The organism is Streptomyces sp. NBC_00258, assembly GCF_036182465.1.
Lineage (GTDB): Bacteria > Actinomycetota > Actinomycetes > Streptomycetales > Streptomycetaceae > Streptomyces.
The window spans coordinates 11933105-11949955 of sequence record NZ_CP108081.1 but is presented as its reverse complement, the minus strand read 5'-3'; the positions used below and the strand labels follow the sequence as shown (position 1 = coordinate 11949955).

Here is a 16851-nt window from a genome sequence, read left to right as displayed (position 1 = left end):
CGAAGATCAAAGGATGGAGCGCAAAGAGTCTTACGGCCAACACCCGGTGATGGCTTCGGTGCTGGCGGCGCGGGTGGTCTACCTGATCGGTGAGAACAGTGCCGACGGCTTCCGGCGCGCGGTATGCGAGGCCAGTACCCGGTGGGCCGGGATCACCGAGCCGATCGTGCCCGTGCCGGGTGAAGGAGTGTCCGAGGCCTGGCAAGAAATGATCAAAGCTGCGGACGTTCAAGGGGCGGTCAATGTTGACCTTGACGAGTGCGAGGCCGAGGAAGCCGCCCGGCAACTGGGACTGCCCCTGGTCGCGCTGAGCCGGATCGATGACGAAGGTGCGGGCCGGTTCACCTGTCATCCGGCGTCCGTGGCGGGGCCCGTCCAGTGGGACCAGAGTTATCTGATCGCGCAGGCGGGCGCACCGTTGTGGCAGGTTGCGGCAGCCGGCGATGTGGCGGCGGCGGCACTGCACGACCTGCAGAAGGTCCTGCCGGTGAGCCGTCCGCTGAGCGATGTGGAAGTCGCGACAGCCCAGCTCCACAGCCGGACGCTGCTGGAGCAGGGCCGGTCACAGTTTCGGGAGCACTCCGCTGAGGGCCACGCCCTGGTCGGCGGGCCTATGACGATCGTGGTGACGGATCCCGACGACGTCAGCCAGTTGGCGCTCTTCTGGACGCTGCGCGCCCTGCGGCCTCTTGGCATCAACCCCACCTCGGTCGTCCTTGTGCCCCGCCACGGCGTCGAGCACTGGGTCCGCTTCGCCGACGATGTCGCCCGGCACCTGCGCGAGCACCCCGACAGCTCACCTGATGTCGCGCTGTATGGCCCGGGCCTTCCTGACGGCGAGCTGCATGCGCTGGCCGTCACCCTCCAACTGGCCCCCGGCGCGGCCGAGGAAATCAAGACCACGATGTGGGCACAGCGCGATCCATCGCGCGACCTGACGTACACGGTCGATGCGGACCCGCGGTTGTGGCTGGTCTTCGACCGGTCCTGGGGCCAGTGGACGAATGTCGACGCACACTTCTACGCCGGGCCCACCAGCATCGAATTCTCCTCCCCTGTCAGGTTCACCCGGCCGGGACAGACCCTGGTCCGGCTGTCCAGCACCGCCTTCGACGGACTGCCGCGCCGGCCCAGAAGCGCCGAGATGGTGGTCCGCAACGCTGTCTGGCATCAGGACAGCATCCAGATCAGTACCCACGCCCAGAACCGCTACCAGCTGACGCTGACCATCCCGGAACTGCCGGCCGTAGTCGAGCACCTGCTGACGGACACCGTCACCTGGGAACTGTCGGACAAGGGACGACTCGGTGCCGCCCTCTCAGCCCAGACCGACCCCGCCGCCCTGCTCGAGCCTCACCTGTACGAGTCGGTCGTCGCCTTGACCACTCGCCGCACCGAACACTTCCTCAAGGCACTGGCCAAGCTCGAGCATCAGGGCCACGAGCTGCCCGCCGGCGTCGAGGAACTGGCCACCGAATGGGGCAGCCGCATGGAGCGCCGCTACGCCCCCGCCCGCCAGCTACAGGGCCTGGCCGGCAGGGACGCGCTGCCCGCCCTTGAGCGGGCCTGCGCCCTGGGGTGGGCGGAACGCGGCATCGCCATCGACTGTCAGCAGTGCCGGGTCAAAAGTTTCATCCCGCTCGCCAGCGTCGGCCCAGAAGCACGCTGCCCGGGCTGCGCCTCCCCCTCAGCGTTCCGTGCCACTGACACCGGTGTGGATCTGCACTATCGGCTCGACAGTTTCCTCGACCGCGCCAGCGACCAGGGAGTGCTGCCCCACCTCATGGCGATCGCCGCCCTGCAACAACTGCAGCCTGCCTCATACTTCCTGCCCGGCGCCAACCTCGTCTTCAGCGCGTCCGAACGCGCCGAGGTCGACCTGTACGGCACGTTCGGCGGCCGTGTCCTGGCAGGCGAACTCAAGACACGGGCCAGCGAGTTCCACGAGGAACAGACCGCACGCGACATCGAACTCAGCGCCCGTCTCGGCGCTGACATCCACCTCATGGCCGCCGTCGACGCTCTCCCCGATTCCACCGTCGACCATGCCCGCCAGCTGTGCGCCGATCGTGGCATGGAACTGTTGGTACTGGACCAGGAGCAGCTCCGCCCCGCCGCCTTGAGATGAACTGCCCGCTCTGGAGCGCATAGCCGCATCAGCCCATCTGGCGCTGTCTTTTCCGTTCCCTGCCAGCGTCTTGTAGGAGTACATGGCGCCGTCTCGCACGGTCTGGCACCACAAGCTCGACAAGCCGGCGCGCTCAGCACGCGTCTGCGCCCCGCTTCGCGCTGCACAACGAGTACGCCGACGCCTGGCAAGCGACGGAGTTCCAGGGCGCATCCCGCGCACCCGCCTGCGTGGGTGGTTTCGGAGACCCCTGCACCTCGGCGGCCCGGTGGCGGCTCGCTCTCTCGCCTCGTTCCGGGGACCGGGCCAGGACCTCCGCAGCCCGCTTAACCCGTACCTGGAAAAGGACAAAGGACAGCCCGGGATCAGGCCGTGATCGCTGGCCAGCCGGATTTCACAGTCGCCCGGCAACCGGGCTGCTCCGCCCGCAAGTTCACGGAACGGTGGGCGTCCAGGCCTGCCTGGGACGCGAGCCCGGGGCGCCCGCCATGGCCGGTTGCCGCCGCCGGCAGGCAGCCTCCACCCGGAGAACAAAGCGTCTTGACCGTCCAGGACAACTTCCTCTCCACCCAGCCAACGCACAGCACCCGTTCCGCCTCTTCCTCCCCAACGGGGGCAGCCGCGTGGAACGAAAGGACACGATGTGCGTACGAGACACGCTAGACAGGCCCTGGTCGCCCTCACCGCAACGGGAGCGGTGCTGGCACCCCCAGCCCTGGCGTACGCGGAGGAGCCGCTCCGTGTCGATCTGAGGGCGGACGTCGACCGCGACGGACGGGTCGACCTCACCGGTGGCACCGACACCGCCGGTGAGGACACCTGGTCCGTCGGGCGGGGTGCGGTCTTCCTGCCCAACATCGACGACGACAGCAAGCGGTGCCCGACGACCGGCCCGGGCGGCCGTCGGCTCTCCGACACTCAGCTGGCCGCGTGCAACGACGCCTCCGACAAGAGGGTCAACGGCGGGGCCGACGCCGCAGACCTGGCCCGGGTCCGCTCGGTGCCGATGACGAACCTGCCCTCCGACGCCAAGGGCAGCATCAAGGTCACCACGGGTGCCGAGCAGACCAGAGTCTTCGTCAAGCAGAACGGCGCCTGGAAGCCCGTCACTTCGCAGACCCGGCTGACGGCGGCCGAACTGCGCTCCGGCGCCGAGTTCGGCGTCGAGGGCAAGGACGTGATCCGCAACAGCGCGAAGTGGGACGGCCGCGCGGCGATCCGGCTGAAGGTCACCGCCTCCTCCGGCACCGCCGCCGACACCGTCATCCTGCGCGCCGCCCCGCTGCTCACCCACCATGCCCTGCAGGACACCCAGCAGTTGATGGTCACCAAGGTCCGCGGCAACGAAGCCTGGGCCAAGCACCAGCGCACGTTCGTCAAGAACCTGGAGAAGGAGGCCCAGCGGGCCGGCATCACCAAGCCGCTGGTGACCTTCGAGAAGTACGGCGACATCTGGGCCCAGGACTTCGTCGAGCCGGCCTACCTCAACATGACCGAGCCGGACGGACGACAGCGGACGATGCGTGTCATGCTGCGCTCAGCCCAGGACCGGGAAGCGGGCCGCGAACTCTACGAGAAACTGCGCGGCCCGAACATCGGCGTCGTGCAGGCCACGGGCCGGGACATGCAGGGCTGGGAGACCCTGAACTCCTACGGGAACCTGGAGACCATTCCGCCCTACACCCACCAGGGCCGCTCGTTCCCGGCCGGACGGATCATCATGGGCGAGCGCAAGGACGGCAGCGGAGTACGCCCCTCCAAGGAGATACGCACCCTGCTCAAGTCCCAGGGCCTGCAAGACCCGCTCCTGCTGGACACCTCGTGGCTGCATGTGGGGCACGTCGACGAGTTCGTGCAGTTCCTGCCAGCCGACACCCCTCAGGGCTGGCGGATCGGCGTCGCCGACCCGCAGGCCGGTGTGCGGCTGTTGAAGGACGCGCAGCAAGACGGCCACGGCGCGGCCAAGATGTTCTCCGTCCCGGGCCTCAACGGTGTGGCCGCCCCCAAGGAGACCGTCGACCAGGCCCTCGCCTCCCCTCGCCTGGTGTCCGACAACACCATGGCAGCCCAGAAGATCGCGGCCAACCTGAAGGTCCTGAAGCGGGAGACGGGCGTCACCGACGACGAGATCGTCCGGGTGCCCGCCCTCTACACCCGGGGCACCAATGACGCGGGCGCCGGCGCCCGCGTGCCGCTGCTCCGCCGTCTCGGCGGCAGTGCAGACCCGGAGGCCGCCGAGAAGCACGGCCAGCAGCAACTCCTTGGCCGCGACGGCAACCGGACCGCCGAGGGCGCCCCCTCCCCCGCACCGGCTGCTGAGACCGTCGAGACCAGCGCCTACGTCCCGGGCGCCGTCAACGGCGTCCTGCTCTCCCGCGACCGCTACCTCGCCCCGCGCCAGTGGGGGCCCGTCATCGGCGGCAAGGACATCTTCACCGAGGCCGTCACTGCCGCGTACACGCACGTCGGCCTGAAGGTGTCGTACGTCGACGACTGGTACACGTACCACCTCGGCATGGGCGAGATCCACTGCGGCACCAACACCCTGCGCGATGCCTCCGCCGCCTGGTGGAAGCAAGCGGCCCGGCAGTAGGGATCTCCCAGATTGCGCCGCCTGCGCATAGCTACGGCAGCGCGCCTGCCGCATCCCGCCTCGGGCTCGGGAGTCATCCTGTGCGCGGGCGCCAGGTGCGGATCTCCAGGTGGATGATGTGGGCGTCCGGGCGGATGCGGCCGGTTTCCACCAGCCACTGGTGCACGGCCGCGGTGACGTCGCCGCTGGCGGCGTCCACCCGGCGGGCGAAAGTGGCGGCGTCGTGGCCGCCGGTCTGGGCGGAGCCGTAGGAGCGTTCCTCGCTGTGGTCGGCGCGCTGGATGACGTCGCGGCGGATGCCGGGTGAGTCGGTGCGGCTGCCGGAGGGGTGTACGTAGGCGGTTTTGGCGAGGCGGACGGTGAAGGCCAGGCGCAGGCCGCGGCGGGCGGCTTCGGCGATCAGGGGGCGCAGGCGGGAGGAGCCGGAGGCGATGGCCTGGGCGCCGACGCGGCCGGTGCCGGAGCCGGTGGGGGTGATGAGGACGGCTTTGCTGCGCACGCGGGCCGCGGCGCCGGAGGCGGTGGTGCGGCGGGTGATGTGTTGGCTTGCGATGGCGGCGAGTTCAGGCGGGTCGGTGATGCCGCCCATCTGGACGGCGGCCAGGACCTGTTGGAGGGCGGGGACGAAGGCGGCTCCTTTGTTCTTTGTGTAGAACTGGGAGACCAGGGAGGGGTCGCGGTTGATGATGCGGGCGATGTCGCGTTTGGTGTAGCCGGCTGCCTGCAGCTGGTCGGCGAGCCGGGCGGCCTCGTTCAGCTGCCGCGGCGCGGCAGGTCGGCTGCGTCGGCGTCCGGGCGGCATCACGTCTCCTTGCGGCTGGCGGCCAGGGCGATGCGTCCGGCGTCGCGCAGGGCGAGGAGGTTTTCCTCGCTGTCCGGGGCGGTCAGGGGTCCGGTGAGGTGGCCCTTGAGGAGGTAGTCGCCGGGCTGCTGACGGTGGGGCCAGTTCTGCGCGCTGGTGAGGTACACGGCGTCGGTGCGGAAGGCGGCGACGCTGCCGGGGGCGGCGTGCAGGGCGCCGGCGTAGGTGTCTTCGTCGCGGTGGTATTGGGTGAGTAGGGCGGCGCGGGCGCCGGACCAGATGGTGGCGGCCCATTCGGGGTGGGCGTTGGGATCCCAGGCGAAGCCGGTGGGCTGCTGCCAGGTGATCACGTTGTCGTCGAAGCCGATGATCTCGGCGTCTGCCGGGACGTCGCGCTCCATGCTCCGGGGGGTGGTGCCGGTGACCATGCGGGGGCGCTGGGCGAAGGAGCCGATGCCGTACAGCAGGATGGCGCGTACAGCACGGGAGGCCAGGTGGGCGGGTCGCTTGTTGCGTTCGTCGCCCTGGAAGTGTTCCTGGGCGGCGAGGTTGGCCCAGGTGTCCTTGAGTTTCCTGGCCCAGTCGGTGAGGGGCTTGCCGGCTTCCCAGAGGATTCCGTCGAGGATTTCGACCTTCCAGGGCTGGATCGGGTTGTTCAGCGCGGCGTGGACCTCGGGTCCTCCGGCCCAGGTGGTGAAGGTGGTGCCCGGCGTGTGGGGGTAGTGCCAGGCGCGTTCGCCGGGGGCGGGCGCGGGCAGGATCCCGACATGGTTCCAGCCGTCGGGGACGGTGACGCGGACGTGCCAGTGGCCGCAGCCGTAGAGGGCGTTGGTCTGCTCCTGTGCCGTCCAGGAGGCGAAGGTGCGGGGGGTGATGCGGCGGGGGGTGCCGACGGGGGATTTCCAGGTGTGCTTGGCGTAGGCGAAGGTGCGGTCGTATTCGAGGAGCCCCGGCAGCTGGGCGGGGATGCGGGGCGGGGTGATCAGTTCGTTGCGGCCCTGGCCGGCGGTGGCGTGCAGCAGACCGCGCAGTTCCTCGGACAGGACGGGGTAGCCGTCGGCGTACTTGCCTCGCTCGGGGATGGTGCGGGTCCACAGGTCGCGGCCGGTCTGGGAGGGCGAGCCCATGATCACGGCGTCGGGCCAGTGGCGGCGCAGTTCCTGCCACAGGAGGAGGAACGTGTCGCGGACGATGGCGGGGTCGTCGCCGTCTTCCAGGTCGAACCACTCCCCCGCGGAGCGGATTTCGACGCGGTGCTTGCCGTCGTCGCGCTGGTAGCGGCCGACGGGGTTGCGGACGTGGACGAAGTGTCCGGCCAGGCGGTCCTTGCCCTGGCCGGTGTCGGTGCGCCAGCCGGGCACAGGTGCGTTCAGCCAGGCGGCGACGGCGTCGCGCAGGTAGGGGTATCGGTCGGCGTCGTGGTGCCAGGGGTCACCGGCGGTGATGTAGATCCGCTCCACGCTGTCGGGGACGGTGTGGAACACGGCCGTGAGGATGGCGGCGGCCGACTGGTCGCCGAGGTCGAGGCGGGTGGTGTGGTCGCGGTGGACCAGGACGCCTGTGGCGGTGTCCAGGAAAACCGTGGAGCGGGGCCGTTGCATGAAGTTCGGGCGCTGGGAGATCAGGCCGGGGGTGTGGGTGAACCAGCGGCCCGTTTCGGTGTCTTCGGGCAGAGAAGGCAGGGCGCGGGGGACGCCGACGGCGGCGGGGGGATCCTGCCCGGCGCCCGGCGGAGGGGCGGGCGCCTGCTGCGCCGCCGGCGCAGCGTCGTGTGCCGCGGCGTCAGTGCTTGGCCCGGGAGGGGGGTCGGTGGGGGCGGCGGCAGGACTGTCGGCGAGGCTGTCGGGGGCGAGTTGGGGGGCGATGGCCACGGTCTCGGCCACGCTGATCCCGGCGGCCGGTGCGATCCGGTCGGCCTTGGCCTTGTCGTAGTCGGCCAGTGCGGTGATGGCTTTGGAGCGTTCCGTCTCAAGTCTGGCCAGGGCTGCTGTGGTCTTTTTGATCTGGTCGCGCAGGGTGCGCAGCTCGGCCAGGCCGGTGTTGTAGCTCTGTGCGTCCATCATGATCCCTCGTGCAGCCGTGGGGGGGGGTCGGCTTTGTGGTGTTGGCGGTGACATAGGCGATCGCTCCGCCGGAGTGCGATGCCAGGCGGGTGCCCAGCAGTAGTTCGGCGAAAGCGTGGTCGCTCTTCACGCGGGAGGTCAGTTCGGTGGCGGGGGCGGCCAGGTCGGTGACGTAGCCGGCCAGCCGTGCGGCGGAGAAGGCGTAGCGGCCTTCGGTGTTGCGTTCGAAGGGGTGCAGGCCGGTCAGGACGGCGACCACGTACCCGGACAGGGTGACGGGCAGTACGTCTGCGGCGGCGATGGTCGGTGCGTCGCAGCGCCACCAGCCCTTCAGGCTGTTGAGGAGGCGGTCGGGGCCGAGGCGGGGTGCGTAGCCGATCCACTGGCGGTCGTCGTCGACCTGGCGTGCCGCGTCGATGCGCAGCACGCCGAGTTCGGTGACGCCCAGGCGGTGCAGGGGGGCGTGGGCACGTTCTTGCAGGGCTTGGACGACGGGCAGCGGGGTCATGACGCGGACGCCGCGGCGGGACAGGCCGGGCAGGACGCCCGCGGTGATGAGACGTCGGAAGGTGGTGACGGCGCAGCCCAGTTCCTCGGCCGCCTGTCCCGTGGTCAGCAGCACTTCCTGCCTCCTCGGGGTCCAATCGCCTGCCGTGCTCGGACAGTACCGGGGCACCCCACTGGCATGCAAGCCTGATCAGATATTTGATTTGGCATGATGCCGTGGATGGTGTGTCCTGGTCGACGCCGGCTGTCGGCCCGGGGGTCAGAAGTCGGCCATGCGGGCCTTGTCGGCGGCAGGGCCCTGTGCGCCGATCGCCTTCAGGCGGCTTTCGATGGCTGTCTTGCTGCGGCCGAACTCCCGGCTCATCTCCTCGGCCGTGGCGCCCTGGGCGCAGCGCTGGGCGAGCTGTTCCTTTTCCGCCGTCTCCCACTTCTCGTGGGAGCGGCTGTGGGTCTGGCGGCGTTCTTCGAGGGTGGGGCCCTGGGTCTGCTTCGGCGCCGGCGTGGGCGGGGCGACGGGGCGCGGGAGGGCGGGGCGGCGGGTGAGGCCGAGGCGGGCGAGCTGGTGTTGGATGGCCAGGGGGCTGCGGCCGAACTCCCGGCCCAGAGCGGCGAAGTCCCGTCCATGGCAGTAGCGGTCGGCCAGGCGGGTGCTCTCCTCGTCGGTCCACGGTTCACCGCGCCGGGGTGCCGGAGGGCTGGGGGCAGCCGGTGCGGAACCGGCTGGCGGCATGGTGGCGGCTGCAGCCGGTGCGGGGGCTGCCTGTGGTGCGTGGGCGGCGCGGGCTGCGGCACCGAGCAGCCGGGCCAGGCCGTCGAGATGAGGGACGTCGATGTCCCCGCACAGTTCTCCTTCGATGTCGCCTGCGGGGGTGCTGGCGGTGAGGGTGGCGGTGAGGCGGCCGTCGTCGTGGCGGGCGGCGGTCAGGACGTAGCGGCGGCCGTGGTCGGTCAGGGTCACTTCCAGGCACGGTTCGGGGGTGTTGTCGCAGTCGGGCGGGTCCGGGATGGTCTGGCTGCCCATGGGGGTGGCCAGGAGGGTGTGCACGTGCCAGGAGGCGGGGAAGGTGCCGCCGCTGTCGAGCTGGTAGGTGACGGGGCCGGGGTCCAGGTCGGTGACGGCGAACAGGACGTTGAGGGTCTGCCCTGCGAAGGGGCTGGCCGCCTCGGGGGTGCCGGGTACGGGCAGGTAGGTGAGGGTGCCGTGTTCGGGTTCTGCGTCGAGGAGGGGGGTGTCGAGGTCGCCGTGCCAGTGCCCGGCGGTGTCCTGGAAGGCGTAGATGAGGGTCATGGGTGTTGTCTCTTTCGGACGGTGCGGCGGCCGTTGCGGATCGTGGAGGCGGTAGTCGGCGCCTTGATGCGCTGGTGGCGCTCGGCGCCGAGCGGAGGGCGGGCTTGGTGCAGCGGGCTCTGCTGTTGGGGGCGTTGCTCAGTAGTGGAACTGGACGAAGTGCAGGTCGCTGATGGCGACGGCTGCCTGCTGCTGGTCGGCGGGCAGGGCGTGGAAGAAGTAGGCCTCGCCTATGCCGTCGGCCAGGATGCAGCGCAGTTCGTCCTCGTCCGCGTCGCGGTGGCGGGCGTCGAAGAGGGCTCGGGCGTGCACGGTGGGCAGGTCCTCGGTCAGGGGACGCACCCGGGGGTCGTGGAACTCGCCGCAGCTGGTGGTGTAGGTGAAGCGGGCGTGCAGCTGGACGGTGACGCAGCCGTCGTGGTGCAGGATCTGCTGGTGGGCGCGGCGCCTCGCGTCCGGCTGCCAGGTGCGGTAGATCTCCCGTTCGATGAGGGTCCTGTGGGCGGGGTTGAGGCCGACGGTGTCTCCTGCGGCCCAGCGTGTGACCGCGTCCGGGTAGGCGAACAGCCGGGGGGCCAGGTCGGCGGCGTCCTGGTCGCGCAGGAGATGACGCAGCCGCGTGGCGGGTCTGACGGGGGGTCGGCGGGTCCAGTGCCGGGCGTCGGCGACGTCCAGGGCTTCGGCGACCGATGTGCTGGGGTGGGCCACGGTGCGGCAGTCCTCCTGCAGGAACGCGGGGGCGCGTTGCCCCGGCCGGGTGGTGATCGTTGTCCGGACAGGCGGCGGGGCACGGTCACACGCGGCCGGCCGGAGAGCGGATGTGAGGGGCGGGAGGCGGTGGGTGTGCTGTCGGCGAAGGCGGTGGACCTGTCGGCGGTCCGGGAGGAGGCGACGAGTTCGTTCGTCGCGCGGCTGGCTGCCGTCAATGGCATTCCGGCTGCAGACGTGCTGGACGATCTGGGCGTTCGGGCACGTCACGGACTGGACCCGCGCACGAGCGAGGTGCTGGTGAACGGCCGGGGGCTGGGGATGCTGGCGGTACTCGCCGGCCGGGACGAGGCACATCTGCGCCGAGCTCTGCCCACTGCGGCTTCGGGGCCGGGAGCCCCGCGCGCACGGCCGGCCCGGATCGGCCCCTGGCCTGCTGGCTGGACGGTGCTGGCGGAGTGCGCGGGGTGTACGGCCCGCCGCAGCGACGGATTGCCGCCGGCGTGGCTGGCCGTGCGTGCGTCCTGGCAGGTGTGCGTGCGGCACGGGCAGTGGCTGCAGAGCGCCGACCGTGCGCAGCACATGAGTCTTGCGGGGCTGGAGGAGGTCGTGGAGGCCCACCGGCGCCGGGTGCGGCTGGAGCAGCGGGTTGGCCCGTACGCGCGGGCCCTGCTCGCCGATGCCCTGCAGGTGACCGGGTATTGGTGGCAGTGTCGGCAGATGGGCTCGGACACGGTGTGGGCGGTGCGGGAGCGGGCGCTGGGCCTGGTGCGCCAGCCGCGGGCGCTGCCGCTGGTGGTCTACCCCGAGGCGGTCACGGTGGCCGAGGCGATGGCGGTGCACGAGCGGCAGCGGGGCTGGGGCCGGGACTTCGACAACGGTGCGCCGGACTGGGTGTCGCGGCGCTGGATCACGTGGGTCGGTGAGCGGCTGGGGATGCCGGAGCAGATGGAGCATGGCGGCTACCGTGCGCTGCGGACCTGGACTGTGCGGCATCGCATCACCACCCCGGTGGTGGCGCGGCGGGCGCAGACAGCTCCGCCGCCGGGCTACCGGTCGGGGCAGATGCAGCCGCTCGAGCCGCACCGGCCGCTGTCCGAAGACGACATGCTGGAAGAGTCCTCGTGTCTGCCCTGGCGGCTGGGCGGGCCGGTGACCAGCCTGCCGTGAAGGGCGCGGCAGCAGCCCGGACGGCCCGCGGGCATCCGTTCGGGCGGGCGTGGTGGCGGTCACCATGGTGTGGTGGCGTTCTTCAGCCGCTGTGCGGGGTTCTGCCCCTGACAGCAGTGGTCGAGGAACCAGTCCATGCTGCGGACGGCGACCGGCCTGACATGGCCGGCAGAGATACCGACCTTGAATCCGCTGTCGGCGTCGCCGGTGATCTCCAGGATGCTGGGGGTCCGCGTGGCGTAGATGATGTGCCCTGTGTGCACGGCCAGCGGGAAGTGTCCGGTGCGGGCGGTCAGGCACAGCTTGCGGTGCACGTGGGCGCGGGTGTTGGCGGTGAGTGCGGCCAGCAGGTCGGGGCGCCAGCTGGGGTCGGCGGGACTCGGCCAGGGCAGGGCGGGATTGTGGTCGGGATCGGCGGGCTGCGCGGCGAGCCTGGCGATGCCGCCGTCCGCGGAGGCGTGAACGGCGCGCAGGAGGGTCACGCCGGCCGGGTCGCCGTGGGGCAGATCGTGCAGGGCGGCCGCGAACGCGTCCGGGGGCATCCCGGCAGTGATACCGAGGCTCTCCAGCGCGGTGAAGTGGGCTCGGCGGAGGCGGTCGTACCAGGGGTAGAGGTAGGGGCCGGCCTGGCCGGTGCGCAGCCAGCCCTTGACGGGCCGGATGGTGACGCCCCGGTCCTGGGCGTAGGCCACGGCCGGGGTGGGATGCCAGGCCAGGTCTTCGGTGACGAAGGGGGACGGCAGATAGGGGTGTTGGGGGCGGACAGGGGGAAGGGCGACGAGCCAGCTTCCGGGGGTCTTCCGGTCGAAGGCGGGCTGGTTGACCTCGTGGGCCGGCCCGTTGGCGATGCGGACGTTGTTGGAGTCGGCGACATAGGGCAGGTTGACGGCCAGGCAGACCACATGTTCGCAGTCGGTCTCGGCGTCCGTGGGCGTGCGCCACCAGCTGAGGTCTTCGACAGCGAGGCTGTCCGCGGCCGCTCGGCCGACGGTGAGCCGGTGACCGGCGGGCGCTTCGCAAGGGGCGGGATCGACGTGCTCGGTCAGTGCTCCCGGTGCGCCCGGACACAGCGGGATCCTGGTGACGGCGTGCTGGCGCGGAGGCGGGCGCAGGTCGCTCATGAGCCGGTGACCGCAGACTCCGGGCGGTCCCAGCGGGGTACGCAGCAGGCTCGTGTACTGGCCCAGCAGGCGGGCAAGTTGGGCGGCATTGAGGTGTGCGGGCAGCTGCCAGTCGTCGCGGTAGAGGGCGCCCCAGGCGGTGACGGCCAGATGGACGGCGTCGCGGACGGGGTCTGCGGTGCTGGGGTGGAGGGTGGTCCAGGGGCCGAGGCCTTGGCTGTCGGTCTGCCAGCCGATCGCCCGCAGTTGCTGCAGCAGGGGGTGGTCACTGCGCGGATGCCGTTGCGGCGGTGTCGGTGGGTGGAGCGGCAGGGCCAGGCGGGCGGCGGCCGCCTCGGTCAGAACGAGCAGCGGGCCCGCGTTCAGTCCGGCCCCGGGTTTGAGGCTGGGTGCTCCCAGGCCGGCGGTGAGGGCCCAGGACAGCAGTCCGGCAAAGCGGTCGGCCGCAAAGGTATGGCGGTGGCCGTCGGGGAAGTGGGCGGCAAGGCCCTGCCCGGGATCGTCGTCGACCACGGCGAGGGGGCCTGCGGTGGTGCGGCGCCCGGCCGTGGGATAGGCCAGCCGCTCGGCAGCAGGGAGCGGAGGGCTGGCCGGCGCACGTTGCGCGGGGGCCAGCACTGCCTGCTGGAGCGGTACGGACGCCAGCAGCGGTGACGCTGGCTGCATCCCGGGGGCGGGGGTGGGGCAGCGGGTGCCCAGATGCTGGGGTTTGCCGCCGACGCGCTGGCCGGTGGGCTGCTGGCAGCGTCGGCAGGGCAGGTCGGTGGCGGCCCGGGAGGGGATCTCGCGGTGGAGGGCTCCGAGAGCGGGCCAGTCCGGCGCGGTGGCGGCCGGATGCGGGGGCGCGGGGTTCTGGGTGAGCCGTGCGCTCAGTCCCTCCAGCAGGTTCCGGTAGACCTCGGCGTTGTGGCCGCGCGGGGTGGTGGTGCCGTTTTCCCAGGCGCGGATGGTGGCCTCGGTCACTGAGCAGGCGTCGGCCACCTGGTGGACGGACAGGTTGGACTGCCGTCGCAGGCGGTGCCGTTCGCCCGGTGGGGGCAGGGCGCGCGACGCGGCGGTGGCCACCACCGCGTCCGGCGGGAAGAGTTCGTCCACGGTGGGGCAACTCCCTGGTCAGGGCGGGCAAATGGGGAAGCAGTGCGCTTGGCAGCGCAGCTTGCCCGTCCCGAACGGGTTGCGTGGGCCCGCATGAACGTTCTGCCGCGGGTGTGACGATCTGACCTGCACCGATACGCGGTATCCCCCACCCGTTCGAGCGATGCGCGCGGTTGCGGCTGCCTCACGCCCCCTTCCGGACTCCGCCCGCCGGGCCTGTCGCCGTGTGGCACATCGGATGGGCCGCCATGACGGGCGGTTCGTTCGCACGATCGAGCGAGGCGCGCGCCACCGCTCACGCCTCGCTCGATCGAAGTGTTCGAGCCTGATCTCCTTCCCGCCTGCCGGCCGGGCCGTCACTGTGTTCGACGTCGCCCGGATCGATCACACGGGCGACGTCCATGTTTTCGTGAAAGGTGCGTTGTGAGTGATGTGGTGTGGGCCGAGTTCCACTCCTCTGCCGGGCGGCTGGTGCGGCGGCCGGTGGGCCAGGTGCAGCACGAGGAGCTGGAAGAGCGGGAGCCGGTGTGGAAGCCGGTGCAGTACCGGGGCAAACGGGCGATCGCGACCTGGTGGCGGCCGGCCGGTGCGGCCCGCCATGCAGGCTGCGCCACGCTGGAGGGACTGTCGGCGGCCCGGTCGTTGGACTTCGATCCTGAGGTGGCCGCGTTCACCGCGTGGCCGGTGCAGCTGAGCTGGGCGGACAGCCACGGCGCCTGTGTGCCGGACTTCTTCGCCCGACTGACCAACGGGCGGGCCCGCCTGGTGGTACGCACACCGGGTGGGCAGGCGGGCGCCGACTGGCTCCAGACGCTTCGCCTGCTGGATGCGGCCCGCCGCCAGGCCGGCTGGCAGCTGCAGGTGCACACCCCGCCGGATGCGGTGACGGCGGAGAACCAGCGGCGTCTGTCCCGCTACCGGCACCCGCGCCTGGCGGATGCGGACGCGGCCCGGCTCCTGCATGCCGTGTTCGCCACGCCAATGTCTCTCGTCCAGGGGGTGGCCGATAGCGGCCTGCCGGACCTTTCGGCGGTGGCGCAGGCGCATCACCTGATCTGGAAGCGGGATTTGCTCATCGACTGGAGCGTGCCGTTCGTGCCGGCCCGGTCGCTGGTGTGGTCGTCCACGGCACCCCAGGTGGCGGTGTGATGCCCGCGTTCGCGCCGGCTCCGACGGGGGCCGTGGCGGTGGGTGATGTGGTGCGCTGGCGCGGCAGCACCTACCTGGTCGCGGCCCTTCAGGGCAGCCATGTGCATCTGCTCAGCCATCGCGCCGACGGCGAGGACGCCGTCGTCCTGCTGGATGCGCTGCTCGGTGCGCCGGGCTTCGCCGTGCTCGCCTCCCCCGACGACAGCGGCGGCGATGGTGCGGGCGGGCAGGGGGCGGCGCCGGTGCGGGAGGGCCTGGCGAGTGTGGCCCTGCTGGAAGGGCTGCCGGAAAAGGCGCGGGACGAGGTCGAGTTCTGGCTGGACCACGTGCTGGAGGTGGACACCGGTCTGCCCGGCTTCGCCGTCCCCGGCACCATGCCGCGCCCCGGCTACGACCCGTCGCGTACGGCGCTGCGTGAGCGCTACGCGCTCAAGGCGGCCGAGCTGCAGGCCGCTCATCACCAGGTGTCGGCGGCGACGGTGGAGCGCAAGCGGCTGGCCTGGCTGGCCGAGGGGGTGTGGGGGCTGGTCGACAAACGACGGCTGCGCAGACCCAGCAGCCATGGCCGTGTCGATGAGCGGGTCGTGCGGCTGCTGCGTCAGGTCCACGGCCGGTTGAAGAACAAGTCCTCCGGGACCAGGTCCCGGCTGTTCGAGCTGCTCAGGAGAGTCTGCGTGAAGAAGTTCAAGAAAAAGGAGGCCGGGCGGCTGCTGCCGTCACGGGCGACGTTCTACCGGCTGCTGGAACGCCTCGGCATCGAGTGCGGCACCGGCAAGGACACCACGCGGTGCCGCGGGGACGACAGCAACCGTCCCGAGCCGCCGTTCACGCCCGCCCTGGCGACCGCACCGGGTGAGCAGGTGCAGATCGACACCACCCAGCTCGACGTGCTGGCCATCGACGAGACCGGCAAGGTCGTCTCCGTCGAGCTGACCGCGGCCATCGATGTGGCCACCCGGTCGATCCTGGCCGCGGTCATCCGCCCGAAGTCCAGCGGCACCAAGACGGGCCCCAACAGCCGCCGCCACGGCGGCCGGGCCACCAAGGCCGTTGACGCGCTGCTGCTGCTGGCGGAGATGTGCACGCCGCAGCCGATGCGGCCGGGCTGGTCTAAGCGGGCGGGTGCCAAGGGCTCGGGGCTGCCGTATGCGCAGCTGGTCCAGGCCGACGAGCGGATGCAGGACGCGGCCGCCCGGCCGGTGATCGTGCCGGACATGATCGTCATGGACAACGGAAAGGCGTTCGCCGGGCGGGCCTTCATGGACGCGTGCGCCTACCTCGGCATCTCGGTGCGCCCGGCCTGCTACCACTCCCCCACCCACAAGGCGATCATCGAGCGGACCTTCGGGGCGGTGAAAAGCCTCTTCAGCCAGTTCCTCACCGGCTACACCGGCCGGGACTTCACCCACCGCGGCAAGAAGGCCGCATCCGAACGGCTGTGGCGCCTGGACCAGCTCAACGACCTGCTGCAGGAATGGATCGCCACGGGCTGGCAGCAGCGCCCGCACGAGGAACTGCGCAACCCGTTCCTGCCGTCGATGCCGCCGCGTACCCCCAACCAGATGTTCGCCGCGTACGTGGCCAGCAGCGGCTATGCGCCGGTGCGGCTGAGCGCCGAGGACCGGCTGCGCATGCTGCCCACCGCGTGGGTGCAGGTCACTGAGAAGGGGATCCGGCTGCGCAACCGTACCTATGACAGCCGGGCACTGAACGGCTATCGGGGTGCCGCGTCCGGCTGGCCGGGCAAGGGACAGCGCTGGCCGGTGCGCTACCACCCGCATCAGCCCGAGAAGGTGTGGCTGCAGGACCACCGCACCGGCACCTGGGCGGAGGCCGACTTCGTCTACCAGCGGCTGATCGGCGACGCGTGGAGCGAGCATGTCTGGGACCAGGCCACCGCCGTCCACCTCGAAGAGGGCGGCAGCACCAAGAACGAACTGGCCATCGCCCGCGTCGTGCGCTCGCTGCTGGAACGCGCGGGCCGCGGCCCCGCCCGCACCACCGGGCCCCGGCCAGCGCCCCTGGAGCGCGGACCGCAGGTGGGCCCCGCGCCTCTGGAGAATCCCTACGCGGGCATCCCCGCCCCCGTCTTCGGCAGCATCCCGGCCCTGCCCGCCATGGACATCGATCCGCGGCACCTGTGCCTGCCGCCCGACGCCCACGGCCCGGCTGGCCAGGGCGGCGGACCGTACGGCAAGACCACGTAGCCCGCTTCCCCTTTCCCGCC

At 71.4% G+C, this 16851-nt stretch carries 11 protein-coding genes; 5 read left to right on the top strand and 6 right to left on the bottom strand.

Annotated features, from left to right (window positions below):
- Positions 1 to 13: 13 nt before the first annotated feature.
- Together OG718_RS53035 and OG718_RS53030 are read left to right on the top strand one after the other, a co-directional pair.
- Positions 14 to 2128: a hypothetical protein gene (locus OG718_RS53035; protein WP_328842828.1), complete on the top strand. Its 2115-nt coding sequence runs from the start codon at positions 14 to 16 to the stop codon at positions 2126 to 2128.
- 643 nt (positions 2129 to 2771) lie between these two features.
- Complete coding sequence (locus tag OG718_RS53030; protein WP_443054860.1) at positions 2772 to 4721, top strand: protein-arginine deiminase domain-containing protein; 1950 nt, start codon at positions 2772 to 2774, stop codon at positions 4719 to 4721.
- Between the two features lie 73 nt (positions 4722 to 4794).
- On the opposite strand, the gene OG718_RS53025 is transcribed toward OG718_RS53030, so the two are convergent.
- The 5 genes from OG718_RS53025 to tpg form a co-directional block, all read right to left on the bottom strand.
- Complete coding sequence (locus tag OG718_RS53025; protein WP_328842830.1) at positions 4795 to 5523, bottom strand: helix-turn-helix domain containing protein; 729 nt, start codon at positions 5521 to 5523, stop codon at positions 4795 to 4797.
- Positions 5523 to 7583 carry a hypothetical protein gene (locus tag OG718_RS53020; RefSeq protein ID WP_443055390.1) on the bottom strand — a complete coding sequence of 687 codons (2061 nt, stop codon included), beginning with the start codon at positions 7581 to 7583 and terminating at the stop codon, positions 5523 to 5525. The genes OG718_RS53025 and OG718_RS53020 overlap by 1 nt, the downstream gene beginning before the upstream one ends.
- Positions 7492 to 8208: a helix-turn-helix domain-containing protein gene (locus OG718_RS53015; RefSeq protein ID WP_328842833.1), complete on the bottom strand. Its 717-nt coding sequence runs from the start codon at positions 8206 to 8208 to the stop codon at positions 7492 to 7494. The genes OG718_RS53020 and OG718_RS53015 overlap by 92 nt, the downstream gene beginning before the upstream one ends.
- A 144-nt stretch (positions 8209 to 8352) precedes the next feature.
- A complete protein-coding gene (locus OG718_RS53010; protein ID WP_328842834.1) occupies positions 8353 to 9381 on the bottom strand; it encodes a hypothetical protein in 1029 nt (342 codons plus the stop codon).
- 138 nt (positions 9382 to 9519) lie between these two features.
- Positions 9520 to 10089: a telomere-protecting terminal protein Tpg gene (gene tpg / locus OG718_RS53005; RefSeq protein WP_328842835.1), complete on the bottom strand. Its 570-nt coding sequence runs from the start codon at positions 10087 to 10089 to the stop codon at positions 9520 to 9522.
- A 129-nt stretch (positions 10090 to 10218) separates the two neighbouring features.
- On the opposite strand from tpg, the gene OG718_RS53000 reads away from it, so the two are divergent.
- The gene (locus OG718_RS53000) at positions 10219 to 11259 is read left to right on the top strand and encodes a hypothetical protein (protein WP_328842836.1); all 1041 of its coding nucleotides are present in this window, start codon (positions 10219 to 10221) and stop codon (positions 11257 to 11259) included.
- 59 nt (positions 11260 to 11318) lie between these two features.
- Here the strand turns inward: OG718_RS53000 and OG718_RS52995 are convergent, their stop codons facing one another.
- The gene (locus OG718_RS52995) at positions 11319 to 13475 is read right to left on the bottom strand and encodes a helix-turn-helix domain-containing protein (protein ID WP_328842837.1); all 2157 of its coding nucleotides are present in this window, start codon (positions 13473 to 13475) and stop codon (positions 11319 to 11321) included.
- 423 nt (positions 13476 to 13898) lie between these two features.
- Between OG718_RS52995 and OG718_RS52990 the strand changes: the two genes are divergently transcribed.
- Both OG718_RS52990 and OG718_RS52985 read left to right on the top strand, forming a co-directional pair.
- Positions 13899 to 14624 (top strand): TnsA-like heteromeric transposase endonuclease subunit, encoded by a 726-nt coding sequence (locus OG718_RS52990; RefSeq protein ID WP_328842838.1) that lies wholly within the window; start codon positions 13899 to 13901, stop codon positions 14622 to 14624.
- Positions 14624 to 16831, top strand: a complete 2208-nt coding sequence (locus OG718_RS52985; RefSeq protein ID WP_328842839.1) for a Mu transposase C-terminal domain-containing protein — start codon at positions 14624 to 14626, stop codon at positions 16829 to 16831. Before OG718_RS52990 ends, OG718_RS52985 begins: the two co-directional genes overlap by 1 nt.
- Positions 16832 to 16851: the final 20 nt, after the last annotated feature.